The 16,381-nt window shown below is 62.2% G+C and carries 16 protein-coding genes; 4 read left to right on the top strand and 12 right to left on the bottom strand.

Annotated features, from left to right (window positions below; genetic code table 11):
* The 3 genes from ACX3P1_RS16845 to ACX3P1_RS16835 form a co-directional block, all read right to left on the bottom strand.
* Positions 1–210, bottom strand: a complete 210-nt coding sequence (locus ACX3P1_RS16845; RefSeq protein ID WP_459080745.1) for a hypothetical protein — start codon at positions 208–210, stop codon at positions 1–3.
* Between the two features lie 211 nt (positions 211–421).
* Positions 422–1,876, bottom strand: coding sequence for a xylulokinase (gene xylB, locus ACX3P1_RS16840; protein ID WP_459080744.1), 1,455 nt, complete (start codon positions 1,874–1,876; stop codon positions 422–424).
* A 148-nt stretch (positions 1,877–2,024) separates the two neighbouring features.
* Positions 2,025–2,648 carry a LysE family translocator gene (locus ACX3P1_RS16835; RefSeq protein WP_459080743.1) on the bottom strand — a complete coding sequence of 208 codons (624 nt, stop codon included), beginning with the start codon at positions 2,646–2,648 and terminating at the stop codon, positions 2,025–2,027.
* Positions 2,649–2,834: 186 nt separating this feature from the next.
* Between ACX3P1_RS16835 and ACX3P1_RS16830 the strand changes: the two genes are divergently transcribed.
* The 4 genes from ACX3P1_RS16830 to ACX3P1_RS16815 all read left to right on the top strand — a co-directional run bounded on the left by ACX3P1_RS16830 (position 2,835) and on the right by ACX3P1_RS16815 (position 6,220).
* Positions 2,835–3,599 (top strand): L,D-transpeptidase, encoded by a 765-nt coding sequence (locus ACX3P1_RS16830; RefSeq protein WP_459080742.1) that lies wholly within the window; start codon positions 2,835–2,837, stop codon positions 3,597–3,599.
* Positions 3,600–3,695: 96 nt separating this feature from the next.
* On the top strand, positions 3,696–4,862 hold the full coding sequence (locus tag ACX3P1_RS16825; RefSeq protein WP_459080741.1) for a diphosphate--fructose-6-phosphate 1-phosphotransferase: 1,167 nt from the start codon (positions 3,696–3,698) through the stop codon (positions 4,860–4,862).
* A gap of 14 nt (positions 4,863–4,876) precedes the next feature.
* Positions 4,877–5,599 carry an MBL fold metallo-hydrolase gene (locus tag ACX3P1_RS16820; protein WP_459080762.1) on the top strand — a complete coding sequence of 241 codons (723 nt, stop codon included), beginning with the start codon at positions 4,877–4,879 and terminating at the stop codon, positions 5,597–5,599.
* A gap of 408 nt (positions 5,600–6,007) precedes the next feature.
* Positions 6,008–6,220, top strand: a complete 213-nt coding sequence (locus ACX3P1_RS16815; protein WP_459080740.1) for a DUF680 domain-containing protein — start codon at positions 6,008–6,010, stop codon at positions 6,218–6,220.
* A gap of 150 nt (positions 6,221–6,370) precedes the next feature.
* Here ACX3P1_RS16815 and ACX3P1_RS16810 read toward each other — a convergent pair whose 3' ends face one another.
* The 9 genes from ACX3P1_RS16810 to ACX3P1_RS16770 all read right to left on the bottom strand — a co-directional run bounded on the left by ACX3P1_RS16810 (position 6,371) and on the right by ACX3P1_RS16770 (position 16,368).
* Complete coding sequence (locus ACX3P1_RS16810; RefSeq protein WP_459080739.1) at positions 6,371–7,207, bottom strand: alkaline phosphatase family protein; 837 nt, start codon at positions 7,205–7,207, stop codon at positions 6,371–6,373.
* Between the two features lie 89 nt (positions 7,208–7,296).
* On the bottom strand, positions 7,297–8,886 hold the full coding sequence (locus ACX3P1_RS16805) for an ABC transporter substrate-binding protein (RefSeq protein WP_459080738.1): 1,590 nt from the start codon (positions 8,884–8,886) through the stop codon (positions 7,297–7,299).
* A 234-nt stretch (positions 8,887–9,120) separates the two neighbouring features.
* On the bottom strand, positions 9,121–10,782 hold the full coding sequence (locus ACX3P1_RS16800) for an ABC transporter ATP-binding protein (protein ID WP_459080737.1): 1,662 nt from the start codon (positions 10,780–10,782) through the stop codon (positions 9,121–9,123).
* A complete protein-coding gene (locus tag ACX3P1_RS16795; RefSeq protein WP_459080736.1) occupies positions 10,775–11,605 on the bottom strand; it encodes an ABC transporter permease in 831 nt (276 codons plus the stop codon). The genes ACX3P1_RS16800 and ACX3P1_RS16795 overlap by 8 nt, the downstream gene beginning before the upstream one ends.
* Before the next feature lie 9 nt (positions 11,606–11,614).
* A complete protein-coding gene (locus ACX3P1_RS16790; protein ID WP_459080735.1) occupies positions 11,615–12,574 on the bottom strand; it encodes an ABC transporter permease in 960 nt (319 codons plus the stop codon).
* Positions 12,575–12,589: 15 nt separating this feature from the next.
* Positions 12,590–14,179 carry an ABC transporter substrate-binding protein gene (locus tag ACX3P1_RS16785; protein ID WP_459080734.1) on the bottom strand — a complete coding sequence of 530 codons (1,590 nt, stop codon included), beginning with the start codon at positions 14,177–14,179 and terminating at the stop codon, positions 12,590–12,592.
* A gap of 256 nt (positions 14,180–14,435) precedes the next feature.
* Positions 14,436–15,029 carry a nucleoside deaminase gene (locus ACX3P1_RS16780; RefSeq protein ID WP_459080733.1) on the bottom strand — a complete coding sequence of 198 codons (594 nt, stop codon included), beginning with the start codon at positions 15,027–15,029 and terminating at the stop codon, positions 14,436–14,438.
* Positions 15,029–15,532 (bottom strand): ureidoglycolate lyase, encoded by a 504-nt coding sequence (locus ACX3P1_RS16775; protein WP_459080732.1) that lies wholly within the window; start codon positions 15,530–15,532, stop codon positions 15,029–15,031. The genes ACX3P1_RS16780 and ACX3P1_RS16775 overlap by 1 nt, the downstream gene beginning before the upstream one ends.
* 2 nt (positions 15,533–15,534) lie before the next feature.
* Positions 15,535–16,368 (bottom strand): bifunctional allantoicase/(S)-ureidoglycine aminohydrolase, encoded by an 834-nt coding sequence (locus ACX3P1_RS16770; protein ID WP_459080731.1) that lies wholly within the window; start codon positions 16,366–16,368, stop codon positions 15,535–15,537.
* Between the last annotated feature and the right edge of the window lie 13 nt (positions 16,369–16,381).

Below are 16,381 nucleotides of genomic sequence, written 5' to 3'. Positions count from 1 at the left end.
TCAGGCGGCGCTGCGGTGAATTTCGCCGCCATCGATGGCCATACGCATCTGCTTTACGAGGTGGGTCTGGAAACGGCTTGCAACGGCCCGATCCCATTCGTTGCCGGTTTGGGTCTGTTCAGCGGGACGCGGCAGCGCCATCAACTTGTCGAAAATCGATCCGGCGTCGTCCTGCGAAAGCAGGGCGTCGATTTCGCGTTCGTTATGCATTATTCGCCTCCATCTTCCGGTTGATTTCATGGCCAGACTATACGAGGTCCGTGACGGCTGCATGAAGGCGAGACCTAGGCGATTGAGGGGCGGCCTGTGACAAAATTTTGCCCGGCCAAGCCTCGCGGCGAAACGCCGATTGCGTTGCCGTGTTTTCACACGCACCGGTTGATCCGGGGAGTGGCGAAACTCTCTCGCGATAATCCGATGCTTACGAGGCGACGCCTTTGATGGCGGGATAAAGCGCGCGGTAGCGCTGATAGGCGTCGGCATAGGCAGCGCCCAGAGCGGTATCCGGCTCAATCGTTTCATCGATTTCGGGCGCGGTGCAGACGCTTAGCGGATCGGCGCCGGTCGCCGCGATCAGGCCAAGGCGCGCGGCCCCGAAAGCCGCCCCGAAATCGCCGTCGGCGGGAATATCGACCGGGACGCCAAGTGCGGTGGCAATAGCCTTCAGCCAATAGCGTGAGCGCGAGCCGCCGCCGATAGCCGTCACGCGCTCAAGCTTTGTGCCGGCCGTTGCCAGCGCCTCAAGGCTGTCGCGGAAGGCGAAAGCGACACCCTCCAGCACGGCCTGCGTCAGCACCGCGCGGCTGGATTCATGGCCGAGCCCGGTGAAGGAGCCGCGAATGGCGGAATCGTTGTAGGGCGTTCGTTCGCCCGACAGATAGGGCAGGAACGAAACGCCTGTCGGTGCCTTCAGCGAAGGCCCGAGTTCGTCGGTAAGCGCGCCGGCGTCCTTGCCGGTGATCTCCGACAGCCAGTTCAGCGAATCCGTTGCCGACAGGATGACGCCCATCTGGTGCCATGTGTTTGGCAACGCATGACAGAAGGTGTGCACGGCGCTTGCCGGGTTGGGCAGGTAAGCGCCGTTGGCGGCAAACAGCACGCCCGACGTGCCCAGCGAAACGAAGGCGTGGCCTTCGCCGACCGTGCCCATGCCGCAGGCCGACGCCGCATTGTCGCCAGCCCCGCCAGCGATGGGAATGCCGGCCTTCATGCCCCATTTGGCGGCAAGCCCGGCGCGCAACGCACCGGCTTGTTGCGTGCCCTCGACCAGCTTCGGCATGTTGTCTTCGTCGAGCGAGGTCGCCGCCAGTATTTCGGGCGACCAGCGCCGCTTGCCCGTGTCGAACCACGCGGTGCCGGCGGCGTCTGACATTTCCGAAATATATTCGCCGGTCAGCCACAGCCGCAGGAAGTCTTTTGGCAGCAGCACTTTGGCCACCTTGGCGAAGATCGCCGGCTCGTTGTTTTTCACCCACAAAAGCTTGGGCGCGGTGAAGCCGGGGAAGACGATATTGCCGGTAATAGTGCGAAAGCGCGGATCGGCGTCGAGTTCGGCGGCCTCCTTGTGGCTGCGCGTATCGTTCCACAGGATGCAGGGCCGCAGCACCGTGTCGCTTGTGTCCAGCAGCGTCGCGCCGTGCATCTGCCCGGACAGGCCGATGCCTTCGACCGCCGCCAGTTCGCTGGCGTGCGCAGCCTTGAGTTCGGCAATTGCCGCCTCGCAGGCGTCGATCCAGTCGGACGGGTCCTGTTCCGACCAGCCGGGATGCGGGCGCGAGACTTCGAGCGATGCGTGGCCCGCGCCGACAATTTTTTGCGACGCGTCGATCAACAGCGCCTTGACGCCCGACGTGCCCAGATCGAGACCCAGATACATGCTTATTCCTTCCGATCACGACGCCCTGGTCCGAAGCGCCTAGCGCTCCGTCCATTCTCCATCGGCACGTTACCAGCAAAAGTGCGAGGCTGGTAACGTGCCGCAAGCGGATTTTTTCGAGACGCGTAAAAAATACCGCGCCCGGTCGTCAGTTTCCTGAACGGATGGCGACCGTGGCGATACCCGCGCCCACCAGCAGCGTGCCGCCGGTGCGGTTGAAGACGCGGATCGCCTTGTCGTTTCCGACCAGCCTGCGCGCCCGCGCCGCAACCAGCGCGTAGCCGAAGGCATTCGCAAAGGCGAGCGTCAGGAACGTCGTCTCGAAGATCAGCATCTGGATCCAGAAATCGCCGTGCCGGTCGAGGAACTGCGGCAGGAAGGCCACGAAGAAGGTGATGCTCTTCGGGTTGAGCGCCGTGACGAGCCACGCATGCGCCATCATTTTTCGGTGCGAGGCCGTATCGGTGCGCGGTTCCGCCCGCAGCGCCCCACCTGCTCGAAAAAGCTTGATGCCGAGATAGATCAGATAGGCTGCGCCAACCAGCTTCAATACGGTGAAGACGGTGGCGGAAGCGGACAGCAGCGCCCCGATCCCCAGCATCGACAGGGTCATCGCAGTGAAATCGCCGAGCGCCACGCCGATGGCCATCGGCAGGGCGATGCGCCAGCCCTGGCCAAGCGCGTAGGAGACGACAAGCAGGATGGTCGGCCCCGGAATAACGAGAAGGATTGCCGATGCGGCACAAAAGGCGGCCCAGGTTTCGATGGTCATGTCCGGCTCCTTGCTAAAAGAAAGGATAAATCCTCGACCGGGCCAAGATGTAAAGCCTAAAAAATACAGGCCGAACCACCTGTGGTTGCAGGGTTGCGGATGCATTCACGGTTTATCAACCATGATTGTCGAAAATACCCTAACCGGCCGGACTGTGCTTCCGTGCCGTAAGCTTAGGGTTTGGGCATGCGTGAGTTGCCGCAGCAGATTATTTCGCCGGAAACGGGCGATGCGAACGAAGCCGAAAGACATGTTTCGCGACGCGCCATTCTATCGGGTGCCGGCGCAATCGCCGTGCTCGCGGCCAGCGGTTGCACGCGCACGGTCGACATGGCCGCGCTGCAACTAGACAATATGAGCACCGGCTCGATCCGCCCGATGCGGCCGAGCATCAGCGTCGACAAGCACATTACCAGCCCTGACGTGATGTATGCCGGGCTGACCGATGGCGGTTTCGTCTTGCCGGCGGTGCCTTACCAGAAGGTCAAGCCGGAATTCCGCCGCCAGATCGTCGTCAACCCCACCGGCGAGCGGCCCGGGACCATCGTGGTGCATCTTGCCGAGCGGCATCTCTATCTGGTGCAGGAAGGCGGCGACGCCATCCGCTACGGCGTCGGCATCGGCAAGGACGGTTTTAGCTGGAACGGCCGCGCCAATGTCCAATATGGCCGCGAATGGCCGACCTGGACGCCACCGCGGGAAATGATCCAGCGCAAGCCCGAACTGGTGAAGTGGCAGGGCGGCCAGCCCGGCGGCCTTGAAAACCCGCTCGGCGCGCGCGCGCTGTACCTCTATCAGAACAACCAGGACACTGGCTATCGCATCCATGGTTCGCCGGAATGGTGGTCGATCGGCAAGGCGATGTCGTCTGGCTGCGTGCGGCTTATCAACCAGGACATCATCGACCTTTATAGCCGGGTATCGAAAAGGAACCCGGTCGTCGTCGTCTGATCTGCCGGCGACCCTGGCGGTCGCCTCTTGCCTCCCCGGTTGTGTGATGCCAAGACAGGCTGACCCGCCTGTTATTCCGCATCTGGAGGAGAGAAAATGTCCGGCACATTCGTCATCGCGCAGGGCGGCGGCCCAACCGCCGTCATCAACCAGACCATGGTCGGCGCGGCGCTGGAGGTCCGGCGCAAACATCCGGGCGCAAAAGTGCTTGGCTCCATCCATGGCGTTCGCGGCATTCGCGACGGCAATTATGTCGATCTCTCCGCCATTCCCGAAGACCGCCTGCGGCTGACCGCCGGCACGCCGAGCGCCGCACTGGGTTCCACCCGCGACAAGCCCGATGCCGCCTATTGCGAAGTCGTGCTGAAGGGTCTGCAGAAAGTCGGCGCCGACGCCTTCATCTATATCGGTGGCAACGATACGTCGGGCACACAGCAGATCCTGACCGAAGCGTCCGGCGGCAAGATGGCTTTCGTGCATGCGCCCAAGACCATCGACAACGATTTGGAAGAAAACGACCACGTACCGGGCTTCATCTCGGCGGCGGAGTTCGTGGCGGGAGCCTTCCTGTCGGTCGATCTCGATTTTCGCGCGCTGCCCGGCATTTATGTCGGCATCGTCATGGGCCGTCATGCAGGCTTCTTGACGGCGGCCGCCGCCGCCTGGCGGCTGGACGAGGACAGCGGCCCGCATCTCATCTACGTGCCGGAGCGCGCCTTCTCGGCCGCGCAGTTCATCGACGACGTGCGCGCCAAGCTGGACCGCCATGGCCGTTGCATCGTCGCGGTGTCGGAGGGCGTCTCGACCGCGGACGGCAAGGCGCTGGTGGAAAGCCTGGTGCCGCCGGAAAAGCTGGAACGCGACCAGCACGGCAATTTGAAATTGTCGGGCAGCGACCTGCCCGCAGCCTTGGAACATGCGCTGGCCGAAGGGCTGCCGGGCAAGCGTGCCCGGGTCGACGCGCTGGGCTACATGCCGCGCGGCTATGTCGGTGCGATCAACGCCGTGGACGCGCAGGAAGCTTTCGACGCGGGCGCCTTTGCCGTCACGGTCGCCGAACAGGGCGGCGGCTCGGTAGCGCTGAAATATGAGGGTGGCAAGACGGTGCTGAAGAAGGTGCCGCTTGAAAACGTGGCCGGCAAGACCCGCCATATGCCGGCCGATTTCATGCAGCCCGACGCCAACGCGCTTTCCGAAGCGGGGCTCGCCTATTTCAAGCGGCTCGTTCCTGAAAAGCACAAGGTAGGCAAGCCCTTCGTGTGAGCGGCATCGAAACGATGGACGACTGGTTCAGCAAGCATCCGGTGGACGGCCGCATGACGATGCTGACCGAGCCTTTCGTGCACGCCTATATGCGCGCCAACATCTGGCATGTGCGGGGCAGGGATGTCGATCTGCTGGTCGATACTGGCATGGGCATCTGCCCGCTGGCGCCGCAGATCGACACGCCGGCGGGAAAGCCGCTGCTGGTCGTGGCCACCCATATCCATCTCGATCATGTCGGCTCGCTGCATGAATTTGCCGAGCGCGCCGGGCCAGCGCAAAGTGCCGCCGCCTTCGCGACCATGCCCGACGCCGCCACCTATGCCGACGAATTCCGTACCCTGGAGGGTGCTGTCTCGAAGCTGCCGCGCCCCGGCTGGAAAGCGGCCGACTACCGCATCGAGCCGGCACCGCTGACCCGCATCTTGAACGAGAGCGACAGTGTCGATCTCGGCGACCGGCAATTCAGGGTGCTGCACCTGCCGGGCCATTCGCCGGACTCGATCGCCTTGTTCGACGAAAAGGACGGTACGTTCATCAGCGGCGACGCCATCTATGACGATACGCTGTTGGACGATCTGCCGGATTCCGACAGAGCCGTCTATCGCGGTACGATGCAGCGCCTGCTCGACCTGCCGATCCGCGTCGGCCACGGCGGTCACGGCCCCAGTTTTTCGCGCCAGCGCATGATCGAGATCGCGACCGATTACCTGCGCCACGCCGACCGAAACGGATAAATTGCCGGCATCATCGGTTGGTTTTGCAAATGATTCTGGCGCGGCCCACGGCACTCAAGCTGCGGATTTTGCTCGCGATCCTGCCTTTCAATAGTTTCGCCGGCTAGGATTTAGCCGATTTACGTCCCTATCTGTTGACGGTGTGTGCAGGACAGGGTGAACACCGGAGCGGAAACCATTTTCCTTTATTGATACAGCAATCCTTCAATCGATTGAAAAGGCACAAGAACATTGTGGCGGAGGGAGCCGGCCGCACAATTTCAACCACCAGACTCTTGGGCCAGGCGAAAATTTTTCGTGACTGGAAACGGCGCACCGGCCCCCCCACATCGGGGTGGTCCGAACGACGCGCTTTCCTCCCAAGACACGCCGTTTGACGGACAGGAATGAAAATCTGGAGTTTTTAAAATGAAGACCATTGCTCTCACCACCGCCGCTCTCCTCGTTGCCGCTGGCAGCGCTTTCGCAGCGAGCGACCATTTCAAGGCACCGTCGGCCCAGTCCTCGACCGTTGACAGCACCTACACGTCGTCGGTGAATTCAAACCCGGGCGTCTACGTCGGTCAGCCGGCTGCCGCTACGGCCCCTCAGGACCAGCGTACGAACTGGGGCAACAACTAACACCGAACTGGAACGGTGTTTCGTTTCCTTCGTCTTTTGATGCCCTGAAAATTCACTGGGTGTCGGGAGACTTCCTCACAGAGCGGCGGGCATGTCCCGCCGCTCTCTATTTTTATTGACCGTCCACCGCGCCCTATAGAAACGGCCCATCTATAGAAACGGCTTGGCCTTCATCGTTGCCGGTACCGGCACGCCAAGGCGCTTGAGGATCGTCGGCGCCAGTTGTAACTGGTCGAGCAGCACGTCCGGTTTCGGTCCCTTGCCCTGCCCGAAATAATAGAGCGCGAAATCCTGCATCTCGTCGTCATGGCCGCCATGATGGCCGCGATCCGTCTGGCCATGGTCGGCGGTGACGATCACCTCATAGCCGGCTTCGCGCCAGCGCGGCAGGAAGGCGGCAAGCATGGCGTCCACGGCGTAGACGGCATGATCCATTTCATGACAGTCGTGGCCGAAGCGATGACCCATGGAATCCAGCGTACAGGTATGCAGGATGCCGTAGTCGATGGAAAAACGCTTGGCCAGCATGGTCAGTGTGGCGAACAGGTCGACATCGCTCGGCGTCATCTGGTTGCGGGCGTTATAGCCGGTCATGGTGTGAAAGCGGCCATGGGTGATCGGTCCGCCCGGCTCGTCATATTCCATGTCTTCGACAAGATCGAACGGATAGCGGTTGAAGAATTCCGACCAGTAGGAATGCGTCACCGCGCCGGTCTTGCCGCCCGCTTTGGAAATTTCGGAGAAAAGGTCGGGTTGGCTTACGCGAAACCGGTCCTCGTTGGAGCGGATGCCGTGCACCTGCGGCGACACGCCGGTATGGATCGAGGCATAGCAGCACGCCGAGGTCGACGGCAGCACCGCGCGCATCTTCCACACGGCTGCCTCGCCCGATTGCACCCAGCCCTCCAGATTGCCCATCAGCCGCCGCCAGTTCCGATACGGCACGCCGTCGAGGATGATGAGGAGAAGTTTCGAATCGAGCGTCATTCAGGTATTCCTCAAGGATGGGCCACGCCTCATAGAATGGACGGAACGACTTTCGTCATTCCGTCCATTCTGTCAAAGGGCAGAAGGTGTCAGGCGTTCAGCCAGCACTCGGCAAGCGCGTAGCCGTCCATCATTTCGCCGATCGGGCTCTTGGCATAACCGCTGATCTTGTCGGTGGCGGCGGCATCGATGAACTGGTTGAAGAACGGCACGATCAGTCCGCCTTCGTCGCGCACCAGCATCGCCATGTCGCGATAGATCGCCTGGCGCTTGTCCTGGTCCAGTTCGCCGCGCGCGGCAAAAAGCATCTTGTCGAATCCAGGCTGCTTGAAGCGGGTATCGTTCCAGTCGGCGGTCGAGACATAGCCGGTGGAATACATCTGGTCCTGCGTGGCGCGGCCGCCCCAATAGGAAAGCGAGAAGGGCTTCTTGTTCCACACTTCCGACCAGTAGCCGTCGCCGGGCTCGCGCTTGATCTCGATCTTGATGCCGGCCTTGGCGCAGCTTTGCTGGTAAAGCTGGGCCGCATCGACAGCGCCGGGGAAGGCGACGTCCGAGGTTCGCAGAAGGACGGAGCCGGAGTGGCCGGACTTCTTATAGAGTTCCGCGGCCTTCTCCGGATCGAACTTGCGCTGTTCGATGTCGGTTGAAAACAGCGGGTAGGCCTCGTTGATCGGGAAGTCGTTGCCGACCGAGCCGTAGCCGCGCAGGATCTTCTCGAGCAGTTCGTCGCGGTCCATGGCGAGCTTGAGCGCCATGCGCAAATCGTTGTTGTCGAAGGGGACGGTGTCGCAGAACATATTGAACGGATAGTAGCCCTTGCCCGACACGTTCTCGATCGTCACGCCGGAAATGCGCTTGACCAGATCGACCACCTTCGGCTCGACCCGGTTGATCATATGCACCTGGCCACCTTGCAGGGCGGAAAGCCGGGCGGTGGCGTCGTTGATGACGACGATCTCGACCTGATCGGCATGGCCGGCCTTGTCGCCGAGCCAGTAATTGGCGAAGCGCTCGCCGCCGTGGCGTACGCCCGGCTGGTTGACGCTGACCTTGTAAGGACCGGCGCTGATGCCAGCATTCGGGTCGTCCCTGCCGCCATTGGGCTGGATCACGATGTGGTAGTCGGCCATCAGATAGGGGAAATCGGCATCTGCGTCGGCAAGCGTGACGATGACTTCCTTGCCGCTCGCCTTGACGCCCTTGATGTTCTTGAGAATGCCGAGCGCGCCCGATTTGGATTTCTCGTCGGCATGCCGCTCGATGGTCGCTGCGACATCCTCCGCGCTGACGGTCTTGCCATTGTGGAACTCGATGCCGTCGCGCACCTTGATCGTCCATGTCTTGGCGTCGGAAGACGCTCCGATCTCCTCGGCTATGAGGTTGACGAGTTTGTTGTCGGGCGTCAGCCGCACGAGATACTCGCCCCACAGCTTTCCGAAGCTGAAGGTAACCTGGCTGAGGTTCAGGGCGGGGTCGAGGCTGTTGGTCGATTCGCCGCCCTGAAGGCCAGCCTTGAGGATGCCGCCCCGGACCGGCGTTTGCGCGAAGGCCCGAGTGGCCAGCGAACCGGCAAGCGCCGCCGAGACGCCGAGCGCAGCGGCCCGGCCCAGAAAGGCCCGGCGCGTTATCCGGCCTGCCGCCGCGAGTTGCGAAAGATGATCGAGTTCGGTGGTCATGGTGTTCCCCCTTTTTGAAAAACCGTCGTTTATGGTCGAGGCTGCTTCTTGACGGACTATCATCACAGCAATTTGACGGTCTGCCTCCCGCCTGGAGCATCGGATCGAAAAGTGGGATCGGCTTTCGAGTCGCTCCGACGCTCAATCGCGGCTTTTGCCGTCGTTCGAACCTCGTCTTTTCACAAACCCCGAATCTCTCGTGCGCCGCTCAATAAATCCTGACCGCCGGGAATCCTAATTCCCGGCGCTCGCCATGCGGCGCCCGGCGATCGCCTTTTCCAGCCAGCCCATCTCCATTTCGGGCACGGAGGACAGCAAAAGGTCGGTATAGGCGTCGAAGGGCGGCTTCAGCACTTGCGATTTGGGCCCGTAGCGCACCACTTCGCCGCGATACATCACCGCGATGGAATCGGCGATTGACTTCACCGTCGCCAGATCATGCGTGATGAACAGATAGGCGACGTTTTCTTCCGCCTGCAGGTCGAGCAAAAGCTTGAGGATGCCATTGGCCACCAGCGGGTCGAGAGCCGAAGTCACCTCGTCGCAGATGATGAGCTTGGGCTTGGCCGCGAGCGAGCGGGCAATGCAGACGCGCTGTTTCTGCCCGCCAGAAAGCTCGGCCGGATAGCGGTCGAGAAAGCCCTTGCCCATCTCGATCTTGTCGAGCAGTTCGGCCACGCGCGCATCGCGTTCGCGCCCGCGCATGCCGAAATAGAACTCCAGCGGCCGCCCGATGATAGTGCCGACCGTCTGGCGCGGGTTCATGGCGACGTCCGCCATCTGGTAGATCATCTGCAACTGGCGCAGATCTTCCTTCGGCCGGTCGGCCAGCCGGTTGGCGAGCGGGCGTCCGTCGAAAGTGACGGTGCCTTGTTCTGGCGGCAGCAAGCCGGTGACGGCGCGCGCCAGCGTCGATTTGCCGGAACCGGATTCGCCGACGACGGCTAGCGTCTGGCCGGGGTAGATGTCGACCGAGACGTTCTTGAGAACCTTCACATGCCCGCCGCCATAGGCCGCCGTGACGTTCTTGACCGAAAGGAACGGTGCCGTGCCGGGCTTCTTTTCCTCGTGCTCGATCTCGTGCACGGAAACCAGCGCGTTGGTGTATTCCTGACGCGGCTCCTTGATGATCTGGCGGGTGCCGCCCCATTCGACCAGCCGCCCGTGGCGCAGCACCATGATCTCGTCCGACACCTGGGCGACGACGGCAAGATCGTGCGTGATGTAGAGGGCTGCCACGCCCGTCTCGCGGATGGCATTCTTGATCGCCGCCAGCACGTCGATCTGCGTGGTGACATCGAGCGCCGTGGTCGGTTCGTCGAACACGATCAGGTCCGGCTCGGAGCACAGCGCCATCGCCGTCATCACGCGCTGCAACTGGCCGCCCGAAACCTGGTGCGGGAAGCGCTCGCCGATATGCTCGGGGTCGGGCAGGCTGAGCGCCTTGAACAGCTTGATCGCGCGTTTCTCGGCCTCAGTGCGGCTGGCCCTGCCATGCAGAAGGGTCGCCTCGACGACCTGATCCATCAGCCGGTGGGCCGGGTTGAAGGCCGCCGCGGCCGACTGCGCGACATAACACACTTCATGCCCGCGCAATTTGCGCAAGCCATCCTTGCCACCCTTCAGGATGTCGCGGCCGTTGAGAAGAACCTGGCCGCCGGTGATGCGCACGCCACCGCGCCCGTAGCCCATGGAAGACAGGCCGATGGTGGATTTGCCCGCGCCCGATTCGCCGATCAGGCCAAGCACCTTGCCCTTTTCCAGCGTCAGCGAAACGTCGTGGACGATGACGATGTTCTTGGGCGGCTCGCCAGGCGGATAGACCGTCGCCTCGATGCGCAGATTGCGGATGTCGAGCAGGATGTCCGGCTTCGCTTCGGTCTTGTCCTTAGCCATTACCGCGCCCTCCCTTGAGATCCGACGTACGGTTGAGAACCCAGTCGGCGACGAGGTTGACGGAAATACCCAGGATGGCGATCGCGGCCGCGGGAATGAGGGCTGCAGCGATTCCGAAGACGATGCCGTCCTTGTTTTCCTTGACCATGCCGCCCCAATCGGCATCCGGCGGCTGAACGCCGAGGCCAAGGAAGGACAGCGCCGACAGGAACAGGATGGCGTAGATGAAGCGTAGGCCGAGTTCCGAGATCAGCGGCGACAGCGCATTGGGCAGGATTTCGCGGAAGATGATCCACAATAGGCCTTCGCCACGCAGCTTCGCTGCCTCGACGAAGTCCATCACCTCGATATCGACGGCGATGGCCCGCGAGAGGCGATAGACGCGTGTCGAGTCCAATATGCCCATGACCAGGATCAGCGTGACCAGCGTCGAGGGCAGCACCGACAGCACCACCAGCGCCATGATCAGGGTCGGGATCGCCATCAAGAGGTCGACGAGGCGCGACATCAGCGTGTCGAACCAGCCGCCCAGCACCGCGGCGCAAAAGCCGAGCGTGGCGCCGAGCGTGAAGGACAGCGCGGTGGCTAGCACCGCAATGAAGATGGTGATGCGCGCGCCGTAGATCATCCGGGACAAGAGGTCCCGACCGAGATTGTCGGTGCCGAACCAGAATTGCGACGACATCGGCTGCCAGACGTCGCCGACGATCTGCGCATTGCCGTAGGGCGCGATCCAGGGCGCGAAAATCGCCGCGAGGACAAACAGCGTTGTCATGATGATCCCGATCAGCGCCGGAAGCGGGATGCGTGTTAGGTTGATCATGGCGCCGCCCTATTTCGGATGTCTGAGACGCGGATTGGCGATGATCGACGCTATATCCGCAACGATGTTGAGCGTGATGTAGACGGCAGCGAAAATCAGCCCCACGGCCTGCACGACGGGCACGTCGCGCTTGGCGACATGGTCGACCAGATATTGCCCCATGCCCGGATAGACGAAGATGACCTCGATGACGACGACGCCGACGACGAGATAGGCAAGGTTGAGCATCACCACGTTGATGATCGGCGCGACCGCGTTGGGCAGGGCGTGCTTGCGGATGATGGCAAACGCCGACAGGCCCTTGAGTTCGGCCGTTTCGACGAAGGCCGACTGCATGATGTTGAGGATGGCCGCGCGCGTCATGCGCATCATCTGCGCCAGCACCACCAGGGTCAGCGCCGCCGTCGGCAACGCGATGGCCTCGAGCCGGGCGAGGAACGGCATGCCGTCATAGACGGTCGAGATGCCCGGGAAGATCTGCCAGTGCACGGCGAAGAAATAGACCAGCAAATAGCCGATGAAGAACTCGGGAAAGGAAGTCGACGCCAGCGCCAACCCTGAAATCAGCTTGTCCACCCAGCCATTGCGGTAGCGCACCGCAAGCAGGCCGAGAAGGATCGCCAGCGGCACCGCCACGACGGCAGCGCAGAAGGCGAGGAACAGCGTGTTCCACAGCCGCCCGCCGATCGATGTTGCGATGTCCTGCCCGCTCGAAAGCGCCGTGCCGAGGTCGCCGGTCAAGACGCCGCCCAGCCAGTGGAGATAGCGGATATAGGCCGGATCGTTCAGCCCCAGTTCCGCCCGCAGATTGGCAAGCGATTCCGGCGTTGCCGCCTGGCCCAGGATGGATTGCGCAACGTCGCCGGGAAGGATCTGGGTTCCGGCGAAGATCAGGACCGAGACGGCCAACAGCAGGACGATACCCAGCGCGATGCGCTGGGTAACGAGTTTCAGGATGGGTGAGGACATGCGCTCAAAGCCGGCTTAGGCTTCGAGCCAGCAGATCGACAAGGCGTAGCCGCCGCACATCTCTTGAGCGGGGTTGTTGACCCAGCCCTGCACGCCCTTTCCGGTGGCGTCGATATACTGGTTGAAGAACGGCACGATCAGCCCGCCCTCGTCGCGCATCACGGCGCCGATGTCGTGGTACATCTTCTTGCGCTTGTCCTGGTCGAGTTCGCCGCGCGCGTCGAGCACCATCTTGTCGAAATCGGGCCGCTTCCAGCGCGTGTCGTTCCAGTCGGCGCTCGAGACATAGGCCGTCGAATACATCTGGTCCTGCGTCGCACGTCCGCCCCAGTAGGAAAGCGAGAAGGGCTGCTTGTTCCACACTTCCGACCAGTAGCCGTCGCCCGGCTCGCGCTTGACCTCGATCTTGATGCCGGCCTTGGCGCAGCTCTGCTGGTAAAGCTGGGCGGCATCGACAGCGCCGGGGAAGGCGACATCGGAAGTGCGCAGCAGGATCGAACCGGTATGGCCCGACTTCTTGTAGAACTCGGCCGCCTTTTCGGGGTCGAACTTGCGCTGTTCCAGGTCGCTCGGGAACAGAGGATAGGCTTCGTTGACCGGGATGTCGTTGCCGACCTTGCCATAGCCGCGCAGGATCTTGTCGAGCAGTTCGTCGCGGTCCATGGCGAGCTTGAGCGCCATGCGCAGATCGTTGCTGTCGAAGGGCGCGGTGTCGCAGAACATGTTGAACGGGTAGAAGCCGCGGCCCGATACGTTCTGGATGGTCACGCCGGGAACGCGCTTGACCAGGTCGACCACTTTCGGCTCGACGCGGTTGACCATGTTGACCTGGCCGCCCTGCAGAGCCGCTGTACGCGCCGTCGCGTCGTTGATGACGATGATCTCGATCTGGGCGGCATGGCCGAGCTTGTCGCCCTGCCAGTAATTGGCGAACTTCTCGCCGCCATAGCGCACGCCCGGTTCGTTGATGGTCACCTTGTAGGGGCCGGCCGAGATGCCGGCATTCGGGTTGTCCTTGCCGCCGTTCGGCTGGATGACGAGATGGTAGTCGGCCATCAGGTAGGGGAAGTCGGCGTTGGCGTCCTTCAGCGTGATGACGACCTCGTCGCCATCGGCCTTCATCTTGTCGATGCCCTGCAGGATGCCGAGGGCCGCCGATTTCGACTTTTCGTCGCTGTGGCGTTCAAGGGTAGCGACCACGTCTTCGGGCGAAACGGTCTTGCCGTCGTGGAATTCGATGCCTTTGCGGATCTTCATCGTCCAGGTCTTGGCGTCGGGCGATGAGCCGATGGATTCGGCGATGCGGTTTTCCAGGCTGCCGTCGGGGTTCAGTTCGACCAGCAGTTCGCCCCATGCCTTGCCGAAGGAGAAGTTCACCTGGGAAAGGTTCAGCGCCGGGTCGAGCACGTTGGAGGATTCGCCGCCCTGCAGGCCGGCCTTCAGCATGCCGCCCTTGACCGGGCCTTCGGCGCGCGCGGCATCGGCAAGCAGCGTGTTGGCAAACGCCGCGCTGACTCCGAGCGCTGCCGCCCGACCCAGAAAATCACGGCGGTTCAGCTTGCCGGACGCAACACGCCGGCTAAGGAATTCGAGTTCTTTAGACATTTGGTTCCTCACTCTGATGGCACGACTAGATAGTCGCTTTCTTGCTTCTTGTTGGGCCAATAATGAAGGTAAGCCGGACCATTGCGCAAGACCGAATACGACATGGCGTGGCGTAAATCGCATGTCGCGTTCGAGACAGCAACCTATGCCGATAGCCAAAATGCGACATCGGCATCGCAACGAGGGAGAATCACCAGAGATTTGGAAGGAATTATCCGCGTGAAAAGGGACAGCGCGACGCGCTGCAGGGCTGGTCCTAGTTCAGCGGAATGTCGTTGTCGGCCTTGCTTTCCTGGTACTGCGTCGACAGTTCGTCGTAGCGGGCGGATACCTTACCGATGCGCGCCTCAAGCCTTGCGCGCTCCTTATCCGGCAAGGCGCGGACGAGCCTGCGGATGGAGAAGCTTTTCCAATAGGCGTTTTCCGCGTTGTAGCCGCCGGGGTCGAGGGTAAAGACCTCTTTCAGGATTTTCAGATCATGCGGGATGGCGAACGAATCGCGCGAATCCTCGTGTGAAAACAAATAGTAGAAATTGTCGAACCCGGCCCAGGTGATCGCCGACAGGCATAGTGAGCAAGGTTCGTGCGTGGCGAGGAAGATGGCGTCGCCGGTGTCGACGCGTTCGGCCTTGGGCATTTCATAAAAGCGTTTCAGGCAATGGACCTCGCCGTGCCAGAGCGGATTTTCGACCTCGTTGTTGGTTTCGGCCAGAACCAGCGAGCGGTCGCCCTTGCGCAGGATGGCCGCGCCGAACAGCTTGTTGCCCTCCGCCACGCCCTTGGCCGTCATCGGCACAATGTCGTTTTCGATCACGTCGAGCAGACGGTCGATCAGCGAAATATCGGTCATCAAGCAAACTCTTCGGGCAGGTGAATTTCGTAAGGGCGCGGGAAGTAGAATTCCTCGAGGTTCGAGCCGTCGCCGCCGCGATCGACCACGACGAAATCCTGCGGCTCGCCGATCGGGGTCAGCACGCCGTGCCACAGATTGCGCTTGTAGTTCACGCCCTGGCCGGGTGCGGTAAGAAAGGCGCTCGGCGTGCCGGGACCATCCGGCCCGTCATGGCAGACGATCACCAGGAAAGGCCGTGGCGACAACGGAATGAAGGCCTGGCTGCCGAGCGGATGCCGTTCCACCATCGAAACCGATAGCGGAAATGCATAGGGCGTCGCCTTGAACAAATTGATGATGACATGGCCGTTCGGCCCGCCGGCCTCCGCGCGCGCCAGCGCGTGGTAACGCTCGCACTTGCCGTCATTGATCGGATAGTGGGTGTCGCAGTCCGTATCGATGACCTCGCCGAACGGCGCAAACGCCTCACGGGTCAGTTTCTGGGCGACGATCCGTTCCATGGTCACCGCCCGAACCCGCCAAGCTTGGCGTGTCGGTTGACGTCCTTGTAGAGCAAATAGCGGAAATTGCCGGGGCCACCGGCATAGCAGGCCTGCGGACAGAAGGCGCGCAGCCACATAAAATCGCCGGCCTCGACCTCCACCCAGTTCTGGTTGAGATGATAGACCGCTTTGCCCTCCAGCACATAGAGCCCGTGCTCCATCACATGTGTCTCGGCAAAGGGGATGACGCCGCCGGGTTTCAGCGTCACGATGGTCATATGCATGTCGTGGCGCACATCGTTGGGATCGACGAAGCGCGTCGTCGCCCATGCGCCATCGGTGTCGGGCATGGCCAAGGGCGCTATATCCGCCTCGTCGGCGAAAAAAGCTTCCGGTACTTCGATGCCGTCGACAACTTCATAGGTCTTGCGGACCCAGTGGTAGCGGGCGGGGCCGCTGCCCTCGTTGCGCACCTGCCAGTTGCTGGACGGCGGGATGAAGGCGAAGCCGCCGGGCTTGAGGCTGTGCTTTTGCCCGTCCAGCGTGACGGTCAACTGGCCCTCGACCACGAATAGCGCACCTTCCGCGCCGGCGTCCGGCTCGGGGCGGTCCGAGCCGCCGCCGGGAAGCACTTCCATGATGTATTGGGAAAACGTCTCGGCAAAGCCCGACAAAGGCCGCGCCAGCACCCAGGCGCGGGTCTTGTCCCAATGCGGCAGCGGGCTGGCGACGATGTCGCTCATCACGCCCTTTGGGATGACGGCGTAGGCTTCGGTAAAAACGGCGCGATCCGTCAAAAGCTGGGTCTGCGGCGGCAGGCCGCCGGTTGGGGCATAATAGGTGCGGCCGGACATTGTCTTCCTATCC

This window comes from Mesorhizobium sp. A623 (genome assembly GCF_054489405.1).
Note: the sequence above shows the minus strand (reverse complement) of the source record. Positions and strands in the feature narration are given on the sequence as shown.